Annotated in this window: 16 protein-coding genes; 7 read left to right on the forward strand and 9 right to left on the reverse strand. The window is 55.3% G+C overall.

Annotated elements, in window-relative coordinates; all coding sequences use genetic code 11:
* The first annotated feature begins 171 nt into the window (after positions 1-171).
* From typA to fabY, 5 genes are all read left to right on the forward strand, one after another.
* Entirely contained in the window at positions 172-1,992 is a 1,821-nt protein-coding gene (typA, locus tag CRO19_RS09105; RefSeq protein ID WP_097095544.1) for a ribosome-dependent GTPase TypA, read from the forward strand.
* Between the two features lie 183 nt (positions 1,993-2,175).
* Complete coding sequence (gene yihX / locus CRO19_RS09110) at positions 2,176-2,772, forward strand: glucose-1-phosphatase (protein ID WP_097095545.1); 597 nt, start codon at positions 2,176-2,178, stop codon at positions 2,770-2,772.
* Positions 2,773-3,645, forward strand: a complete 873-nt coding sequence (locus CRO19_RS09115) for a virulence factor BrkB family protein (RefSeq protein ID WP_097095546.1) — start codon at positions 2,773-2,775, stop codon at positions 3,643-3,645.
* Positions 3,642-4,079 (forward strand): D-aminoacyl-tRNA deacylase, encoded by a 438-nt coding sequence (gene dtd, locus CRO19_RS09120; protein ID WP_097095547.1) that lies wholly within the window; start codon positions 3,642-3,644, stop codon positions 4,077-4,079. Before CRO19_RS09115 ends, dtd begins: the two co-directional genes overlap by 4 nt.
* A gap of 59 nt (positions 4,080-4,138) precedes the next feature.
* Positions 4,139-5,086 (forward strand): fatty acid biosynthesis protein FabY, encoded by a 948-nt coding sequence (fabY, locus tag CRO19_RS09125; protein WP_007885253.1) that lies wholly within the window; start codon positions 4,139-4,141, stop codon positions 5,084-5,086.
* Positions 5,087-5,440: 354 nt separating this feature from the next.
* Here fabY and CRO19_RS09130 read toward each other — a convergent pair whose 3' ends face one another.
* The 3 genes from CRO19_RS09130 to CRO19_RS09140 all read right to left on the reverse strand — a co-directional run bounded on the left by CRO19_RS09130 (position 5,441) and on the right by CRO19_RS09140 (position 9,653).
* Positions 5,441-7,117, reverse strand: a complete 1,677-nt coding sequence (locus CRO19_RS09130) for an AsmA family protein (RefSeq protein WP_097095548.1) — start codon at positions 7,115-7,117, stop codon at positions 5,441-5,443.
* A 122-nt stretch (positions 7,118-7,239) separates the two neighbouring features.
* Entirely contained in the window at positions 7,240-8,625 is a 1,386-nt protein-coding gene (locus CRO19_RS09135; RefSeq protein ID WP_097095549.1) for a nucleobase:cation symporter-2 family protein, read from the reverse strand.
* Positions 8,626-8,717: 92 nt separating this feature from the next.
* Positions 8,718-9,653 carry a quinone oxidoreductase family protein gene (locus CRO19_RS09140; protein ID WP_097095550.1) on the reverse strand — a complete coding sequence of 312 codons (936 nt, stop codon included), beginning with the start codon at positions 9,651-9,653 and terminating at the stop codon, positions 8,718-8,720.
* A gap of 70 nt (positions 9,654-9,723) precedes the next feature.
* Here CRO19_RS09140 and CRO19_RS09145 point away from each other — a divergent pair, with 70 nt between their 5' ends.
* Positions 9,724-10,209, forward strand: a complete 486-nt coding sequence (locus CRO19_RS09145; protein ID WP_097095551.1) for a MarR family winged helix-turn-helix transcriptional regulator — start codon at positions 9,724-9,726, stop codon at positions 10,207-10,209.
* Here CRO19_RS09145 and recG read toward each other — a convergent pair.
* The 5 genes from recG to gmk are packed head-to-tail and all read right to left on the reverse strand — an operon-like array spanning position 10,206 to position 16,068.
* Positions 10,206-12,284 carry an ATP-dependent DNA helicase RecG gene (gene recG, locus CRO19_RS09150; protein ID WP_097095552.1) on the reverse strand — a complete coding sequence of 693 codons (2,079 nt, stop codon included), beginning with the start codon at positions 12,282-12,284 and terminating at the stop codon, positions 10,206-10,208. The two genes, CRO19_RS09145 and recG, sit on opposite strands and share 4 nt — an antisense overlap.
* On the reverse strand, positions 12,281-12,976 hold the full coding sequence (gene trmH, locus CRO19_RS09155) for a tRNA (guanosine(18)-2'-O)-methyltransferase TrmH (protein WP_097095553.1): 696 nt from the start codon (positions 12,974-12,976) through the stop codon (positions 12,281-12,283). Before trmH ends, recG begins: the two co-directional genes overlap by 4 nt.
* A gap of 3 nt (positions 12,977-12,979) precedes the next feature.
* Positions 12,980-15,091 (reverse strand): bifunctional GTP diphosphokinase/guanosine-3',5'-bis pyrophosphate 3'-pyrophosphohydrolase, encoded by a 2,112-nt coding sequence (gene spoT / locus CRO19_RS09160; RefSeq protein WP_097095554.1) that lies wholly within the window; start codon positions 15,089-15,091, stop codon positions 12,980-12,982.
* Between the two features lie 20 nt (positions 15,092-15,111).
* Complete coding sequence (gene rpoZ, locus CRO19_RS09165; protein ID WP_007885265.1) at positions 15,112-15,387, reverse strand: DNA-directed RNA polymerase subunit omega; 276 nt, start codon at positions 15,385-15,387, stop codon at positions 15,112-15,114.
* Between the two features lie 57 nt (positions 15,388-15,444).
* Positions 15,445-16,068: a guanylate kinase gene (gene gmk, locus CRO19_RS09170; protein WP_097095555.1), complete on the reverse strand. Its 624-nt coding sequence runs from the start codon at positions 16,066-16,068 to the stop codon at positions 15,445-15,447.
* Positions 16,069-16,308: 240 nt separating this feature from the next.
* Between gmk and ligB the strand changes: the two genes are divergently transcribed.
* Complete coding sequence (gene ligB, locus CRO19_RS09175) at positions 16,309-18,078, forward strand: NAD-dependent DNA ligase LigB (RefSeq protein ID WP_097095556.1); 1,770 nt, start codon at positions 16,309-16,311, stop codon at positions 18,076-18,078.
* On the opposite strand, the gene CRO19_RS09180 is transcribed toward ligB, so the two are convergent.
* Positions 17,992-18,609: a trimeric intracellular cation channel family protein gene (locus CRO19_RS09180; protein ID WP_097095557.1), complete on the reverse strand. Its 618-nt coding sequence runs from the start codon at positions 18,607-18,609 to the stop codon at positions 17,992-17,994. The genes ligB and CRO19_RS09180 overlap by 87 nt on opposite strands.
* Between the last annotated feature and the right edge of the window lie 315 nt (positions 18,610-18,924).

Genomic DNA, 18,924 nt, shown 5'->3' on the forward strand with positions numbered 1-18,924 from the left:
GATAAGCACCAAATTGGTGCAAAACGCCACCGCAGTGCAGATTAATGCACCGTAAATGGTGCTAAAAACCAGCGCTACGAGAAACTTTCGGCGAAATCTGTGATCATGTTCAGTCTTCCGCTTAATCCGTGTACAATACCGCGTTATTTCTATAATGCCTGAGGCAAAGCTGTGATCGAAAATTTGCGTAACATCGCCATCATCGCGCACGTTGACCATGGTAAGACCACCCTGGTTGACAAGCTGCTACAACAGTCCGGTACTTTTGATGCTCGTACCGAAGCGACTGAGCGCGTAATGGACTCCAACGATTTGGAGAAAGAGCGTGGGATTACCATCCTCGCAAAAAACACCGCCATCAAATGGAATGATTACCGTATCAACATCGTTGATACCCCAGGACACGCCGACTTCGGTGGTGAAGTGGAGCGCGTCATGTCCATGGTGGATTCGGTGCTGCTGGTTGTAGATGCGATGGATGGCCCTATGCCGCAAACCCGCTTCGTAACCAAGAAAGCATTTGCTCATGGTTTGAAGCCGATTGTGGTTATCAACAAAGTTGACCGTCCGGGCGCGCGTCCTGACTGGGTTGTTGATCAGGTATTTGACCTGTTCGTTAACCTGGATGCGACTGACGAGCAGCTGGACTTCCCGATCATCTTCGCTTCGGCGTTGAATGGTATCGCGGGTCTGGAACACACCGACATGGCTGACGACATGACCCCGCTGTATCAGGCGATCGTCGACCACGTTTCTCCACCTCAGGTTGAAGTTGAAGCGCCACTGCAGATGCAGATCTCGCAGCTGGACTACAACAACTATCTGGGCGTGATCGGCATCGGCCGCATCAAGCGCGGTACCGTTAAGCCGAACCAGCAGGTCACTATCATTGATAGCGAAGGCAAAACCCGTAACGGTAAAGTCGGTAAAGTACTGGGCCATTTGGGTCTGGAACGTATCGAAAGCACCCTGGCGGAAGCGGGCGATATCATCGCTATCACCGGCCTGGGCGAGCTGAACATCTCTGACACCATCTGCGACACGCAGAATGTGGAAGCGCTGCCGGCCCTGAGCGTCGATGAACCAACCGTAACCATGTTCTTCAACGTCAACACCTCGCCGTTCTGCGGTAAAGAAGGTAAGTTCGTGACGTCGCGCCAGATCCTGGAGCGTCTGAATAAAGAGCTGGTACACAACGTGGCACTGCGCGTTGAAGAAACTGAAGATTCTGATGCGTTCCGCGTGTCAGGTCGTGGTGAGCTGCACTTGTCGGTGCTGATCGAAAACATGCGTCGTGAAGGTTTCGAGCTGGCGGTATCCCGTCCGAAAGTTATCTTCCGTGAGCATGAAGGGCGTAAGCAGGAGCCATTCGAAAACGTCACCCTCGACATCGAAGAGACCCATCAGGGTTCTGTGATGCAGGCAATGGGTGAGCGTAAAGGCGATCTGAAAAATATGGATCCAGATGGCAAAGGCCGTGTACGTCTCGACTACATGATCCCAAGCCGTGGCCTGATCGGCTTCCGTAACGAATTCATGACCATGACTTCAGGTACCGGCCTGCTGTACTCCACCTTCAGCCACTACGACGACGTGCGTCCAGGCGAAGTGGGCCAGCGTCAGAACGGCGTACTGATCTCGAACGGTCAGGGTAAAGCGGTAGCGTTCGCCCTGTTCGGTCTGCAGGATCGCGGTAAGCTGTTCCTGGGTCACGGTGCGGAAGTGTATGAAGGCCAGATCATCGGTATTCACAGCCGTTCTAACGACCTGACAGTAAACTGTCTGACCGGTAAGAAACTGACCAACATGCGTGCGTCAGGTACTGACGAAGCAACCACTCTGGTTCCACCGCAGAAAATGACGCTGGAGCAGGCTATCGAGTTCATCGATGATGACGAACTGGTAGAAGTGACTCCGCTGTCAGTACGTATTCGTAAACGTCACCTGACCGAGAACGATCGTAAGCGTTCTTCTCGTGGCAGCAAAGACTAAGCGAATCAGTCTGATATTGAGCCCCGCACTGCGGGGCTTTTTTATGCCTGCAACCCGCTGCAACGCTCGCCTGATGAACTTTGCTTTCGCTTCCAGAATGCTGATTTCCCGCCTCTCATCCCTGTTCAGCTCACGCTTTTACCGCTAGAGTTAACGATCCAGGGAACATAAAGGAGAGGCGTCATGCTGTACATTTTTGATTTAGGCAATGTGATTGTTGATATCGATTTTAATCGTGTGCTCGGCGTCTGGAGCGATTTAGGGCGGGTGCCGTTGGCAACGCTGCAAAGTCGTTTCCGCATGGATGAGGCTTTTGAGAAACACGAACGTGGCGAAATCAGCGATCCCGAATTCGCGGCACGCATTTGCGATCAGCTGGATATCGCGCTGAGCTACCCGCAATTTACGGCAGGCTGGCAGGCGGTCTTCGTCGGCGTGCGTCCGGAAACGCTGGCGATCATGAACAAGCTGCGTGCCAATGGCGAGCGCGTGGTGATTCTGTCGAACACCAATCAGCTGCACTTCGAATTCTGGCCAACCCACTATCCTGATGTTCAGCAGGCGGCCGATCATCTTTATATGTCGCAGGATATCGGCATGCGTAAGCCGGAAGCGCGCATCTACAACTATGTACTCCAGCACGAAGGTTATCAGGCCGATCAGGCAGTATTCTTCGATGATAATCAGGCCAACATTGACGCGGCGCGTGCGCTGGGCATTGAGAGCGTGCTGGTGGTCGATGAGAAAACCGTGCCGGATTGGTTTGCGGGTCGTCTCTGAGTGCTAAAGCCAAGACAACTGCGCCACTCGGCGCATGCCTTTTTTCTGTGGATTAAACTGCTGTGGCGCCGCATTGACGAAGACAACATGACGACGCAGGCGGGTAATCTGGCCTACGTTTCATTGCTGGCGTTGGTGCCGCTCATTGCCGTGGTTTTTGCCCTGTTTGCCGCCTTTCCGATGTTCTCGGATATCAGCGTGCAGCTGAAAAACTTTATTTTCACCAACTTTATACCGGCGACGGGCGACGTCATTCAGCGCTATCTCGACCAGTTCGTTGCCAACGTCAACAAAATGACGGCGGTCGGTATTGTCGGATTGATTGTCACGGCGCTACTGCTGATGCATTCGGTGGATAGCGCGCTAAACACCATCTGGCGCAGCGATAAGCCGCGCCCCATGGTCTACTCCTTTGCTGTGTACTGGATGATACTAACGCTGGGCCCGCTGTTAGCGGGTGCCAGCTTAGCCCTCAGCTCCTATCTGCTGTCGCTGCGCTGGGTGAACGTCACCGGCGTCACCAGCCTGGTCGATCAGCTGCTGCGTATTTTCCCGCTGTTTCTCTCCATCCTCGCCTTCTGGCTGCTGTATAGCATTGTGCCGACGCGGCGCGTTCCCACGCGCGATGCGCTGATCGGCGCCATCGTTGCCGGTTTGCTGTTCGAGCTGGGCAAAAAAGGCTTTGCGCTCTATGTTACGATGTTCCCTTCTTACCAGTTAATTTACGGCGTTCTGGCGGTCATCCCGATTCTGTTCCTTTGGGTTTACTGGTCGTGGTGTATTGTGTTGTTAGGCGCGGAAATCACCGTCACGCTGGATGACTATCGCCAGTTAAAACAGCAGGAACGCGAAAGAGAACGAGAGGAAACATGATTGCTTTGATTCAGCGCGTCAGTCGCGCCAGTGTCAGCGTTGATGACGCGACAGTGGGTGAAATTGGCAATGGGTTATTGGTGCTGTTGGGTGTGGAAAAGGGCGACGACGAGCAAAAGGCGCAGCGTTTGACCGAACGCGTTCTCGGCTACCGCATCTTTGCGGATGAGAATGACAAAATGAATCTCAACGTGCAGCAGGCCGGCGGCAGCGTGCTGGTGGTGTCGCAATTCACCCTCGCCGCTGATACGAATAAAGGTATGCGTCCCTCCTTCTCGGGTGGTGCAGAACCGGCGGAAGCCGAGCGTCTCTATGATTACTTCAGCGATTGCTGCCGAACACAGGGTGTGACCACCGCAAATGGGCGTTTTGCCGCCAATATGCAGGTTTCGTTAGTAAACGACGGTCCGGTGACCTTCTGGTTACAGGTGTGAGGTTAACAGCCGAGCGGCAAGGACTTAGCCACGCAAGCTCCGAACGAGAGAATCACTTTATGTATCATCTTCGCGTACCGCAAACGGCGGAAGAGCTGGATATGTATTACCAGTTCCGTTGGGAAATGTTACGAAAGCCGCTGCGTCAGCCGCAGGGTTCTGAGCGTGATGCCTGGGATGCGCTGGCGCATCATCAAATGGTGGTGGATGAGCAGGGCAAACCCGTCGCGGTGGGCCGTCTGTACATCAACGCGGAAAACGAAGCGGCGATTCGCTTCCTTGCAGTGCATCCTTCCGTACAGGGTAAAGGCCTGGGCACGCTGGTGGCGATGACGCTGGAGTCGGTCGCGCGTCAGGAAGGCGCCAAACGCGTCACCTGTAGCGCGCGCGAAGACGCCGTCGAATTCTTTGCCAAGCTGGGCTACGTCAACCAGGGCGAAATCACTGCGCCGCAAACCACGCCAGTGCGCCACTTCCTGATGATCAAACCGGTAGTCACGCTCGACGATATTCTGCATCGTGCAGATTGGTGCGGGCAGCTGCAGCAAGCCTGGTACGAGCACATCCCGCTGAGTGAAAAAATGGGCGTGCGCATTCTGCAATATACCGGGCAGAAATTTGTGACCACTATGCCCGAAGCGGGCAACCAGAACCCTCACCATACGCTCTTTGCGGGTAGCCTTTTTTCTCTCGCCACGCTCACCGGTTGGGGCTTAATTTGGCTGCTGCTGCGCGAGCGTCATCTTGGCGGGACCATCATTCTGGCGGATGCGCATATCCGCTATAGCAAGCCCATCAGCGGTCGTCCGGGGGCGATTGCCGATCTTGGCTCGCTGAGTGGCGATCTCGATCGTCTGGCGCGTGGTCGTAAAGCGCGTGTACAGATGGAAGTCGAATTGTTCGGTGACGAGGAGTTAGGCGCGGTGTTTGAAGGCGTGTATATCGTGCTGCCGGCTGATTCTGACGGCTCGCTGGAAGAAGGCGGTTCCGGGGCGCGTATTAACTAGCAACGTATTATCGCCGCTCATGGCTTAATGCCGCTCACTTAAGCAAAAAAATGCCTATTTATGCAGGTGCGCATAAATGCGCACCCTACGAAAACCCAGCGATATAATCGTAGGGTCGCCATTCATGGCTTAACACCGCTAATTTAAGCAATAAATTGCTTATTTATGCAGAGGCGCATAAATGCGCACCCTACGAAAACCCAGCGATATAATCGTAGGGTCGTCATTCATGGCTTAATATCGCTCATTTAAGCAATAAATTGCCTATTTATGCAGGCGCGCACGAATGCGCACCCTACGAAAACCCAGCGATATAATCGTAGGGTCGCCATTCATGGCGACCTGGTTTTTAATCTATTGAACCTGCCCGCCACGCATCGTCTGCTGCACCGCTTGTGCATCGGTGGTCACCGACAAGGTGCCATCCACGCTCTGGCGAAGCGGCGCGCTGGCATTCAGCGAGCCTTTCAGTTGCAGCTGCAAATTACTGTTGCCGCTCAGCTGCGTTGGCCAACCCCAATTCCCCAGCACGTTTGCTGGCACCGCCTGACCTTTCAGATTCAGCGTCAGCGGACGTTGCACATCCTGGCCCACCGTTGCTGTCCCTTCCAGTAAGCCGCTGCCGTTAAAGGCGCTCAGTTCAGTGACCTGAATCTGTTGATCATTGGCATTCAGCGCAATGGAAGGGTGGCGCAAATCGGTGCGATTAAAGGTGGCTTCGGCCGCATTGAAGCTGGCTTTGCCGCTCCAGATTCCCCATTGATGCTGGCGTGCTAGCAGCAGATTATCTGCACTGCCATCCAGCGACGTCATCTGGAAGGGGAAGGTGGGATTGATATCGATTATCAGGTTACGGTTAGCAGTGGCGCGCGTTACCAGCACGCTATCCAGCCAGCTCGGTAAAGTCTCCTGCCAGCGTTCACGCCAGTTTTGTGGCAGAGTGTATTCCAGCCCAGCAATTGCCAGTTCATCCAGCGTCAAACGCTTATCGCTGCGCGTCCAGCTCCCGCTGGCGCGAATCACGCCATTGACCCAGCGTGAGCTAAACTGCGTCAATGCGATGCCCTGTGCTGAAAGATCGGCATTAACGATAGGATCGTTCAATTCAAATCCACCGTTGATAAAATTCCCGGCATTCATCGAAATTGAACCGCCCTCGCTTTGCCAGTCATCACCGCGCCAGGTAACGTTTTTCAGCGTCAAATCAAGGTCGGTGACTGCCCAGTCAGGCCCTTGCAGGCGCGCATCGGTCATATCCAGACGATTGATGCTCACCGAAGGTACATCGCGCAGCGGATTGAGGAAGTCGCTCAGGCTTTGATGGGTTTGCAGGCGGATATCGTTGAGGCGCAGCTGGTCAATCTTCCAGTTGCCTTGCGCATCACGCTCGGCGTTGCCGGTCATAGAACCGCGCGCTAAATCGGCACCAATATTACTCAATACCAGACGACGTTGCTTAATGCTGCCCTGCAGCAACACATTGTTGCCCGGTACGCCATCCAGCGTCAGGGTTCCGGCACTGATCTGGAACTGCGCATCGCTGCCCAGCACGTCATTAGGCAGCGGCTTCCACGGCAGAAGACCGCCGTTCACGCGCTGAGCGGTCATCGGCATGGTGCTATGCGGATTCTCAATACGCACATTGTTCAGCTGCAGGCGATTAGCCTGCATCGGTAGCGTGGTATCGGGCGCTTGATTGGCGAGATTGATCTCACCGTCGCGCACTTCAATGCTGTTGAAATGCAGCGGATCGCTGAACTGCACCAGCGCAAGGCCAAGGTCGACGCGCTTTGCCACTAATACCGCGGGCTGGCCATCATGACCAAAGCTGAAATCGTCGAGGATGATGTGCGAAGGGGAGGTAAAGTCGTGCTCAATCTTGCTGAGAGAGAGATGCCAGGCGGTTTTATCGCTAACCCAACGGCTAAACCAGCCAGCGCCCCATTGTGTTTGCAGCAACACATACAGCACAACCAGCGCCAGCAGAATCAGCAGCAGTAAGCTAAGGAAAAACTTGCCTAAAAATTTCATCGCACTCATCCATCCCGATATTTATCCGGTGAGTGGTTGTTATGCCTGAATTACCGTTACACCTCAACAGCCTGGATGTAAAAGCGGATAAATATCAGGCAGGCCGAAGCCTGCCTGGTGCTTTACTTTTCTTGCGGGAAGATCAGGTTCAATACAATGGCGGTAATACCACCGGCTGCAATGCCAGATGAGAGCAGGGTTTTCAGCCAATCGGGGGCAAATTGCAGAATCAGCGGCTGCTGAGAAACACCCAGACCTACCGCCAGCGATAGCGCGATAATCATGATGGCGCGACGGTTAAGTGGCTCGCGTGAAACGATACGCACACCGGATGCGGCGATGGTCCCGAACATCACAATGGTCGCACCGCCCAGCACCGGTTCTGGAATGTGCTGCACAAATCCGCTCACTGCCGGGAACAGACCCAGCACGATCAGCATCAGCGCCACCACAAAACCGACATAGCGGCTGGCAACGCCCGTCAGCTGAATCACGCCGTTATTCTGGCCGAAACAGGAGTTCGGAAAGGTATTGAAGAGCGCAGAAACAAACGAGTTGAGGCCGTTGGCCAACACGCCGCCTTTCAGGCGCTTCATATACAGCGGGCCGCTTACCGGCTGCTCGGAAACATCAGAGGTTGCCGTGATATCGCCGATGGTTTCCAGCGACGTCACCATAAACACCAGCATCAGCGGGATCAGCAGATTCCAGTCAAAGCCAAGGCCATAATAGAGCGGTGAAGGTACCGCAATCAGCGGTTGATTGGTTGGCGCAGCGGTAGCGGGCAGCATATCCAGCGCCCAGGCCAGCGCATAACCCACCGCCATCGCGATCACCAATGAGGCGACGCGCAGATAGGCATTACGCTGACGATTGAGCAGGATAATCACCACCAGCACCGCCGCAGCCAGCAGTAAGTTTTTCGGTGCGCCGAAGGTGTGATCGCTCATTGCAGCAAAGCCGCCACCAATCGAAGTCAAACCGACCTGAATCAGTGACAGGCCGATAATCATCACCACAATGCCGGAAACCAGCGGCGTAATAATACGACGCGCCAGATGCAATACGCGTGACAGCACCATTTCGGTACAGGATGCCACCATCAAGGTGCCGAACAGCGCGGCCATCATGGTCGGTACATCAACGCCGCCATTTTTCAGCGCCATCCCGCCCATGATCAGCGGGGTCACGAAGTTAAAGCTGGTGCCCTGAATCGACAACAAGCCTGAACCGACCGGTCCCCAGGTTTTGATTTGCAGAATCGAGGCCACGCCAGAAGCAAACAGCGACATGCTGATAATGTGCTGCGTATCCTGCGCCGGCAAACCCAGCGCCTGACAAATCAGCAGGGCGGGCGTAATCACCGCGACAAACATCGCCAGCAGATGCTGACAGGCAGCAAACAGGGTTTGCGGCAGCGGTGGGCGATCTTCGAGGCGGTAAATCAGTTCACTTTTTGGGCTTGCAGCGCTGGCAGGCTGAGATGATTCAGTGGTGTTGACGGACATGGTGGACGTTCTCAATTACAACAAAGGGGCGATTTTAAACGGTTGCGTTGTGAAAGCAATCGTTTGCAATGCCCCTTTTTACTTCCGTTGATCTAGAGCGTAAACACGGTGCGGCAGCGGCTATCATCTTCCTGCCACGCCTGCGCCACTTCGTTTAATGGACGCATCTGGAACGGGATGGAAAAATCACTCTCTGCGGCGGCGGCCAGCATTTCACTGATGCAGGCGATCAGTTCTTTATCGGATACGCTACCCAAACCGCTACCCATCAACGTCAGTCCGGATGAGCGCAGCAGTTTGCTGTGCAGCGTGATTTCCTGGCCGCTCAGTGAACCGATTTGCACAAAGCGCACTGTTTTTTCACCGCCCGCAACCGCCGCCTGCATGATATCGAGCGCGCTCTGGCCCCACAGATAATCCAGCACCACATCAATGCCTTCCTTCATCAGCGCCGGTAACGCGCCTGATAATTCATCCAGCGTTAAGGTGATGTCGGCGCCCTGCGCCCGCAGCTGATCGAGGGCTGCGCGGTTACGGCCGGTGGCAATAATTTTTCCGGCTCCCAGATGCTGCGCAATACGCACCGCTAAACCGCCCGAAGTACCGGTGGCGCCATTGATCAATACGGTCTCACCGGCACGCAGCTGTGCGCGGCGGGTGAGTGCCGCCCAGGATGACATGCCCGGATTAGCCAGCGCTGCGGCCAGCACCGGATCAAGCGTTGCGGGCAGCGCAACGATACTGTCGGCGGGTACTAAGGTTCTTTCCGCCATGCTGCCCCACGGCGAATTGAAGGCGAGGAAATAAACCGGATCGCCATTGCTCAGCGTGCCGGTGCCATCAATGCCGGTAATAAAGGGATACTGCGTTGTTGCGCTGTAATGGGTGCCAGCGGCGCGTGCTTTTGCCAGTTGGCTGACCGCGGCGGCTTTCACCGTGACGACCACATGGCTGTCATCGGCCTGCGGTTCAGGGAAATCACCGTACGCCGGCTGTTCACCGGCTGCGGAAACAAATGCTGCTTTCATGCTTTCACCTTCAGTTAACTAGATAATATGTGTAATATGCACACATTAGGCTTGCCTCGGGATAACGTCAATGGAAAGTGTGCAAAATACACATAATAGTGCAGCATTTGATGATCTGCATAATGCGCTGCTAATGATTGTCGGCACCTTCAACCGGCCGCAACGTGATGAATTATTGATAAAAGAATCCAATATTCAGCTCGATCGCGCGCTGTTTCCGCTGCTCATCCAGATTGGGCGATTTGGGCCGATTGGCGTGGTAGAACTGGCGGAGCGTGTCGGGCGGGATTACACCACCGTCAGTCGTCAGGTGGCAAAGCTGGAACAGTCAGGACTGGCGCAGCGGCAGAAAAATGCCAAAGATAAACGGGTAAACGAAGCGATTATTACCGCAGCGGGAAAGGCAATGACAGATAAAATCGATGCGGCGCGTGCGCAGATTTATCAGAACCTGTTTGCCAACTGGCAGGATGAAGAACGCGCCGAGCTGGCGCGTTTGCTGCAAAAATTTGTTGGGGATTTCATCGCCATCGATAACCGCAAAACCACGGATTAAGCGTTGCTGTAGCGTTCGGTTTCCGGCAGCCAGCGCTCAATCAGCGCCTGCGCCTGCTCAGGATAATGCTGGTGGATATGGCGCGCCACGCGCTGAACTTCAGGGATCATCCCCTGATCGCGCAGCAAATCGGCCACTTTAAACTCGGCGTTTCCGGTTTGCCGCGTACCAAGCATCTCACCCGGACCGCGAATCTCTAAATCGTGCTGGGCAATTACAAAGCCATCATTGCTATCGCGCAGCACCTGCAAGCGCTTTTGGGCGGTTTTGCTTAGCGGTGCTTTGTACAGCAGCACGCAATGCGAGGCGACCGCGCCACGGCCCACGCGACCGCGCAGCTGGTGCAGCTGTGCAAGACCGAGACGTTCCGGGTTTTCGATAATCATCAGGCTGGCATTCGGCACATCCACGCCCACTTCAATCACGGTGGTGGCGATTAACAGCTGGATTTCATTGGCTTTAAACGCTGCCATCACCGCCTGCTTTTCGGCTGGCTTCATGCGGCCGTGCACCAGGCCCACCTGCAAATCGGGGAGCGCCACTTTCAGCTCTTCCCAGGTGGCTTCCGCCGCCTGCGCTTCCAGCACTTCCGACTCTTCAATCAGCGTACAGACCCAATAAGCCTGGCGCCCTTCGTGACAGGCGCTCTGCACGCGCGTGATGATCTCGCTACGACGGCTGTCGGGAATTGCCACCGTGGTCACCGGCGTACGTCCAGGCGGTAATTCATCGATGGTCGAGGTATCGAGATCGGCGTAAGCGGTCATTGCCAGCGTGCGGGGAATCGGCGTCGCGGTCATGATCAGCTGATGCGGATGGAAGCCCTGTTCCTCGCCCTTTTCCCACAGCGCTAAACGCTGATGCACGCCAAAGCGGTGCTGCTCATCAATAATCACCAGCGCCATGCCGTTGAATTTCACCTGTTCCTGGAACAGGGCATGGGTGCCAACCACCATCGCAACCTGGCCGCTGGCAATCGCTTCCTGCTGCGCTTCGCGCGCTTTGCCTTTCTGCTTGCCCGCTAGCCAGCCTACTTCGATGCCCAGCGGCGCAAACCACTGGCGGAAATTGTTGGCGTGCTGTTCGGCCAGCAGTTCGGTCGGTGCCATCAACGCCACCTGTTTGCCGTGCGCGATGACATTTAGCGCCGCCAGCGCGGCCACCAGCGTTTTGCCGGAACCCACATCGCCCTGCACCAAACGCATCATCGGAAAATCGTTGGCCAGATCCTTTTCGATTTCTGCCACCACGCGGTTTTGCGCACCGGTTGGTGAGAAGGGCAGCGCCGCGAGCAGCTGATTAACCAGTTCATGGCGCGCCGTCATCGGCAGCGCATGATGGCGCTGCGCACCCGCGCGCACCGCCAGCATGCTGAGGTTATGTGCCAGCAGCTCTTCCAGAATTAAACGCTTCTGGGCCGGATGGCGGCCAGTTTCCAGCTCGCTCAGACGTAAATCCGGCGGTGGGCGATGCAGCGTGCGCAGTGCATCCGGCAGGCTAATCAACCCGCCGCTCAGTTCAGCGGGCAGCAGCTCGGCAATCGGACAACTCTCCAGCAGCGTCAACGCCTGGTCGGTAAGATTGCGCAGCGTGGCCTGGCGAATGCCTTCGGTGGTGGGATAAACCGGCGTCAGCGTTTCCTGCAGCTCAACGCCGCCTTGTTCTCCCTGTACGCGATACTCGGGATGAATGATTTCCGCACCGCGCTGGCCGCGTTTAATCTCGCCATAGGCGGTAACGCGGCGGCCCGGTGACAGGCTGTTTTTCATTCCGGCATTGAAATTAAAGAAGCGCATGGTGAGCATGCCGCTGCCATCGCTGATATTGCAAACCAGCATGCGGCGGCGACCAAAGCTGATTTCGCTGCTCAGTACTTCGCCTTCCACCGTGGCATAAACGCCCGGCAGCAGATCATTAATTTTATAAAGTTGGGTGCGATCTTCGTAGCGAAGTGGCAGGTGCAGCAGCAAATCCTGAATGGTGAACAGGCCAAGTTTGGCCAGTTTGCTCGACTGACTGGCGCCGACGCCGGTCAGGGTACTGAGCGGGATGGCATCCAGCAGACGGCCTTTCATTTTTTACCCGTCGATTGCATGGTGGCCCACCAATTAGCGTCGGCTTCCACCTCGCCCTGGGCATTGATGCGGGGATAAGGCAGGCCTTTCTGCTTTGCCACGCGCGCCAGCACCGGATAGCCGCCTTCAAACAGCAAACGCTGCTGCTCGTCTTCATCCAGCAGGCTGTAGGTGCGCTGATACATCCCCGCGTTCTGTCGTTGACGCTGCGCTTCATACAGAATCAACGCGGACGCCACTGAGACGTTGAGCGACTGCACCATGCCCACCATCGGCACAATGATGTCCTGATCGGCCAATGCCAACGCTTCTGCGGTAATCCCGGTTTTTTCCTGACCCATGAGAATGCAGGTCGGCAAGGTGTAATCGATCTCGCGAAAATCAACCGCTTTGGCCGACAGATTGGTCGCCAGCACCTGCATGCCGCTCTCTTTCAGATGACGCACCGCTTCGGCAATATGACGATGGGTTTTCACCTTCACCCAGCTGTTGCTGCCAGCCGAAGCGGACACCATAGTGCGCATACGCACGCTGGGCCACACGGCGTGCACTTCGTGGATGCCGACCGCATCGGCGGTACGGATTACCGCTGAAACGTTATGCGGCTTATGCACCTGTTCCATGCAGACGGTGAGGTCGTGCTGGCGCAGGGCCAGCATCTCCTGAATACGAGCAAAGCGTTGAGCGTTCATGGACTAGTTACGATTTCGGTGAACTTTAATCACGTCCGGCATTACGCGGATTTTGCGCATAATATTCGCCAGATGGACGCGATCGTTCGCGGTGAGGCGGATAAAGGCGCTGTATACGCGACCATCACGCTCTTCGGTATTCAGGCTCTGAATATTGGAACCGGCAGTATTGATTGCCGCCGTCAGGTTGGCCAGCGCGCCCTGATGGTTGAACATGTCGACTTTAATTTCGGCGACAAATTCCTGATCGGTCACTTTATCCCACTCTACCGGCATGAACTTTTCAGGCTCTTTTTGGTAGCCGCGAATGTTACGGCAGGATTCGTGATGCACCACCAATCCCTTGCCGGGACTGACGTGCGCGACAATCGGGTCGCCGGGAATGGGACGGCAGCACTTGGCAAAGGTAATCAGCACGCCATCCGCGCCTTTGATCGGCAGCTTTTTGCGTTTGCTGTTTTTTTGTGGCTCTTCACTGCCAGACTGCAACAGATTCTTCGCTACCACCACGCTCATGGCGTTACCCAGACCAATTTCCGCCAGCAAATCATCAATGGCGGTCAGCTTCATGCGCTCCAGCTCATGCTGGATGTTCTCGGCCGGAATCTCCGCCAGTTTCTTGCTGCCGCCGAGCGCGTGGCTCAACAGGCGACGACCAAGGTTTACGGAGTCTTCACGCTTGAGGTTTTTCAACAGCTGACGAATTTTGGCGCGCGCTTTAGAACTCACGACAAAATTAAGCCAGGCGGCGTTCGGTCGTGCGCCTGGAGCCGTGATAATTTCAATGGTTTGGCCGCTGGCCAGCGATTGTGACAGCGGATAAGGCTGGCGATCGACGCGTGCGCCGACGCAGGCATGACCAATATCGGTATGCACCGCATAGGCGAAATCAACCGGCGTAGCGCCAGCCGGTAATTCGACAATGCGGCCTTCCGGCGTGAACACGTAGATCTCATCCGGGAAGAGATCGGATTTCACGCTTTCAATAAATTCAAACGAGCTACCGGCGCTTTGCTGCAGCTCAAGCAGGCTTTGCAGCCAGCGCTGAGCGCGAATTTGCGCGGTGGTGCCGCTGATTTCACCGGTCTCTTTATAAGCCCAGTGTGCTGCCACCCCCATTTCAGCCATCTGATCCATATCTTCGGTACGGATCTGCACTTCAACCGGCACGCCGTGCGGGCCAATCATTGACGTATGCAGCGATTGATAGCCGTTGGCCTTGGGAATAGCGATGTAATCTTTCACGCGTCCGGGACGCGGTTTATACAAGCTGTGCATCTGGCCGAGCACGCGATAACAGGTATCCAAATCTTTCACGATAACGCGGAAGGCATAGATATCCATGATCGAGTGAAAACGCTGCTCTTTCAGGTGCATTTTGCGGTAGATCGAGTAGAGATGCTTCTCACGCCCACTTACGCGACAGGGAATGCCTGCTTCCTGTAAGCGACCATCGATTTCAGCGAGGATCTTCTGAATCATCTCTTTACGGTTACCGCGCGCCGCTTTCACCACCTCTTTGATCACGCGGAAACGGTTCGGGTAGAGCGCTTCAAAGCCGAGCTCTTCCAGTTCTGTTTTCAGGTGATGAATACCTAGGCGGTGCGCCAGAGGACTGTAAATCTCCAGCGTTTCCAGCGCGATACGACGTTTTTTATCCGGGCGTAACGCGCCGAGCGTGCGCATGTTGTGCGTGCGGTCAGCCAGTTTGATCAAGATGACGCGAATATCCTGCACCATCGCCATGATCATTTTGCGGAAGTTTTCAGCCTGCGCTTCTTTCTTATCGCGGAACTTCAGCTTATCGAGCTTGGATACGCCTTCCACCAGTTCGGCAACGCTTTTACCAAACAGCTGTTCCATATCCTGGTAGGTGGCGGGCGTATCTTCAATCACATCATGCAGCAGCGCTGCCATTAGCGTTTCATGGTCGAGTTTCATCTCGGCCAGAATGCAGGCAACCGCAACAGGATGGGTGATGTAAGGCTCGCCGCTGGAGCGTGTTTGTCCCTCGTGGGCATCACGCGCGACAAGATAAGCTTGCTTGAGGCGCTTGATTTGCTCCTCAGGCAAGTATTTTTCAATCAGTTGATTGAGGCTTTCAAACAGATACAAGGGCGACCTGCCGCGTGCTGTTAACGACGACCTTCAGCGATAGCGGTAACGGCTTGTAACTCAGCGGCTTCCTGCTCATGCTGTTCCTGGCGATCACGCACATCCAGAATCTGGGTCGTGATCAGACCTTCTTCAATTTCGCGCAGGGCGATAACGGTCGGCTTATCGTTCTCTTCTGGAACCAGCGCATCTTTACCGCCTACCTGCATCTGACGTGCACGACGTGCAGCGACCAACACCAGGTCAAAACGGTTACCAACTTTCTCTACTGCGTCCTGAACGGTTACGCGTGCCATAGGTGTGCTACTCCACAGATGATGAAGAAATGACTGGGCATAATACTGAAAGTGAATTCAGACTGCCAATAGTTTGCTGATTAAAGCATCATGTCGCGATTTTTGGCGACCCATGCGCAGACGTTCTGCGCGGATAATGGTTTTGAGATCTGACAACGCCAGATCAAAATCATCATTAACAATTAAATAGTCATACTCGGCGTAGTGGCTCATTTCCGCCACGGCCTGTTGCATACGACGGGCAATCACCTCTTCGCTGTCCTGACCGCGACCACGCAGGCGGCGATCCAACTCTTCGGTAGAAGGCGGCAGCACAAAGATGCTGCGTGCGGCCGGCATTTTCTTGCGAATTTGCTGCGCGCCCTGCCAGTCGATATCCAGGAAGACGTCAACGCCGGTCGCCAGCACCTGCTCAATCGCAGCGCGTGACGTACCGTAATAATTGCCAAACACTTCCGCATGTTCGAGGAAGTCGTCTGCTGCAATCATGGTTTCGAATTCGCCCTTAGAGACGAAAAAGTAGTGCTCACCATGAGCTTCACCGGGACGCACGCCACGGGTGGTATGCGAAATAGACACCTGCGTATCGTACAGCGGTTGTGTCTTTAACAGCGCCTGAATCAGGCTGGATTTACCCGCGCCGCTAGGGGCGGAAACAATATAAAGCGTGCCTTGAGCCATGGTTATCTTGAATTGAGTAAAGAGCGGAGTCGATTTCCTGCACAGTATACACGGCTTGGGGTGGTGGCGCAGCGTTTGCCGCTTGGCTGAGGCAATTCTTTTTTCTGTGAAGCCGCGCCAGAGGCTGATGTAGCAAGCTGCAATCCGGATGAAAAGCCTGGAATCTGTCTCCAGCGCATCGCTTTTGCCGCTGGTAAAGGATCGTCCAGCGCTCTCCAATAACGAAAAAGGAGAGCGAAGATGAAAGGATGTCTGAGTCTACTAGGTTGTTTATTCAGTATCGGTTGCTGGGCCGAAGCGCTGTGTCCGAACTGGTCGCCGGTGCGTGCCAGCCAGGAGATAACGCAGCTGCAAACCCAGCTACGCCAATGGGATGATGCCTACTATCGGCAAGGCATCAATCAGATAACTGATACGGATTACGACAGCCTGCAGCAGCGATTACAGCAGTGGCAGCGCTGCTTCATCCCCGCTCAGCCCGCTTACGATGCGCAGCTCAGCACCGATGGCAGCACGCATCATCCTGTGGCGCACACTGGTGTGCGCAAACTGCGCGACAAGCTCGCGGTGGCGTACTGGATGCAGGACAAATCAGCACTGTGGTTGCAGCCTAAAGTTGATGGCGTTGCCGTCACGCTGGTGTATCGGCAAGGTAAGTTGGTGTCATTAATCAGCCGCGGCGATGGCTTACGTGGAGAAGAGTGGCGCGCCAAAGCCGAGCACATTCCTGCCATTCCCAAGAGCATCGCGACCTTGCTCGAAGAAGTGGTGCTGCAAGGTGAGCTGTTTCTGCAAATGACCGATCATCAACAGGCGCGCGACGGAGGGAAAAATGCCCGTGCTCAGGTGGCTGGCGCCATGATGCGACATGACAACAGCCCGCTGCTGGCACAGCTGGGCATTTTTATCTGGGCGTGGCCAGACGGCCCGGCGTTGATGCCTGAGCGGCTAACACAGCTGGCGCAGTGGGGATTTGGTCTGGCGCAGAGCTGGAGTCGTCAGGTGAGTAATGAAGAGGAAGTAGCAGTATGGCGCGATCGCTGGTTCCGTGAATCGCTGCCGTTTGTCACCGATGGCGTCGTGATCCATCAATCCCCTGTCAGCGCAGGTCGCGATTGGCAACCCGGGCAGGGCAGCTGGTCAGCGGCGTGGAAATACCAGCCGGCGGAAGTCAGCAGCGAGGTGCTGTCAGTAGATTTTAATGTCGGGCGTACCGGCAAAGTGGCCGTTGTGCTTAACCTGATTCCGGTGCAGTTAGAAGATAAAACCGTACGCCGGGTCAATCTTGGCTCACTGCGGCGCTGGCGGGAGCTGGACGTTATTGCGGGCGATCAGGTAACCCTTACGCTGGCAGGTTTAGGTATTCCCCGGCTGGAGCGCGTGATCTGGCGAGTGGCGCAGCGCGACTATCCGGCATCGCCGCAGAAAGGCGAATTCGATCATTTAAGCTGCCTGCAAATTAGCGCAACCTGCCGGGCACAGTTTCTTTCACGGCTCAGTTGGCTGAGCCAGAAATCGGTGCTGGATATTGCGGGCGTGCAGCGCAGTACCTGGCAGCGCTTGCTGGATAACGGTGCAATTACGCATCTCTTCTCCTGGCTGATGTTAACGCCCGATCAAATCGCGCAGGCCAACGGCATTACGACCGCTCGTGCCCAGCTTATCTGGCATCGCTTTAACCTTACGCGCCAACAGCCGCTGCGGCGCTGGGTGAATGCGTTGGGAATACCGCTGCCGCGCACGGCGCTACAGGCATTGCCGGATTCCCAATGGTCGCAGCTATTGTCGCGAACGGCAGAGAGCTGGCAGCAGTTGCCAGGCGTCGGCACGATTTTGGCACAGCGCATCGTGACGATGCTGCAGGATGCAGACCTGCAGCAGTTGATTCACTTTTTGCAGCAGCAGTATATTCCCGCTGCGAACTCAGTGTTCAGGGTGGGGATAGTTGAAAATCGGCAAACCGAGGCGGAAACGCAGCGCCAGCAAACGGGCAAAGAAGCCGAACAGTAGCGTGATGATCACTACCGCCTCGTGGGGCAGCGGTGTTTTCAATAGCAGAATGTAGATCCAGCCAGAGGCGAACGCGATGCCGGCATACAGCTCTTTCTGGAACACCAGTGGAATGCGATTACAAAACATATCGCGTAGCACGCCGCCAAAGACGCCAGTGATGACCGCGGCGATGGCGGCAATGATCGCTGCGTGGCCTGAATCGAGCGCCACCTGGGCACCAATAATTGAAAATACCACCAGACCTAGCGCATCGAGTACCAGAAAGACTTTGCGCAGGTGCGTCATTAGCGGGGCAACAAAGGTCGTCACTACGGCGGCGGCGGCCACAATCATGATGTATTCCGGATGCTTCACCCAGCCCAGTGGATAGTGGCCCAGCAGGATATCGCGCACCGATCCGCCACCTATGGCGGTGACCGAGGCAATGATGATCACGCCAAACAGATCCATTTTACGACGTCCCGCCGCCAGTGCGCCGGTCATGGCTTCGGCAGTAATACCAATAATATAGAGAACGGTTAATAACATAGAGCACTCCAACAGATTGGCGGCAAGGCTAAAGATTTCCCAGAGTGTAAACCACTGAGATTTTCTAAAGAAAGTGTCGTCGGATTAGCCATTTTGATGGCATGCATGCTAACAGGCCTAGCTGGCGTGATAAATCGGGATTTTGTGCGAATCAGGCATGAGTAAAAATGATGCGAAGAGGGCTAAAAGTCGCCTTCTTAAGTTCCATTCTGTTTGTGTCGTACCTGATTATTGCCTGCTAACCAGGCTTTTCTCTCTCCGGCCCGTTGTAGGGTGCGCATTAATGTGCACCGGGCAGAAGCACGCACGATGCGG

It is taken from the genome of Candidatus Pantoea floridensis, from assembly GCF_900215435.1.
In the GTDB taxonomy this organism is placed as follows: Bacteria; Pseudomonadota; Gammaproteobacteria; order Enterobacterales; family Enterobacteriaceae; genus Pantoea; species Pantoea floridensis.

Coding starts and splice junctions, on each gene's coding strand:
- dtd (WP_097095547.1), top strand. CDS start 3,642: ATGATTGCTTTGATTCAGCGCGTCAGTCGCGCCAGTGTCAGCGTTGAT.
- fabY (WP_007885253.1), top strand. CDS start 4,139: ATGTATCATCTTCGCGTACCGCAAACGGCGGAAGAGCTGGATATGTAT.
- CRO19_RS09180 (WP_097095557.1), bottom strand. CDS start 18,609: ATGTTATTAACCGTTCTCTATATTATTGGTATTACTGCCGAAGCCATG.
- gmk (WP_097095555.1), bottom strand. CDS start 16,068: ATGGCTCAAGGCACGCTTTATATTGTTTCCGCCCCTAGCGGCGCGGGT.
- yihX (WP_097095545.1), top strand. CDS start 2,176: ATGCTGTACATTTTTGATTTAGGCAATGTGATTGTTGATATCGATTTT.
- CRO19_RS09140 (WP_097095550.1), bottom strand. CDS start 9,653: ATGAAAGCAGCATTTGTTTCCGCAGCCGGTGAACAGCCGGCGTACGGT.
- ligB (WP_097095556.1), top strand. CDS start 16,309: ATGAAAGGATGTCTGAGTCTACTAGGTTGTTTATTCAGTATCGGTTGC.
- rpoZ (WP_007885265.1), bottom strand. CDS start 15,387: ATGGCACGCGTAACCGTTCAGGACGCAGTAGAGAAAGTTGGTAACCGT.
- CRO19_RS09130 (WP_097095548.1), bottom strand. CDS start 7,117: ATGAAATTTTTAGGCAAGTTTTTCCTTAGCTTACTGCTGCTGATTCTG.
- recG (WP_097095552.1), bottom strand. CDS start 12,284: ATGAAAGGCCGTCTGCTGGATGCCATCCCGCTCAGTACCCTGACCGGC.
- trmH (WP_097095553.1), bottom strand. CDS start 12,976: ATGAACGCTCAACGCTTTGCTCGTATTCAGGAGATGCTGGCCCTGCGC.
- CRO19_RS09135 (WP_097095549.1), bottom strand. CDS start 8,625: ATGTCCGTCAACACCACTGAATCATCTCAGCCTGCCAGCGCTGCAAGC.
- CRO19_RS09145 (WP_097095551.1), top strand. CDS start 9,724: ATGGAAAGTGTGCAAAATACACATAATAGTGCAGCATTTGATGATCTG.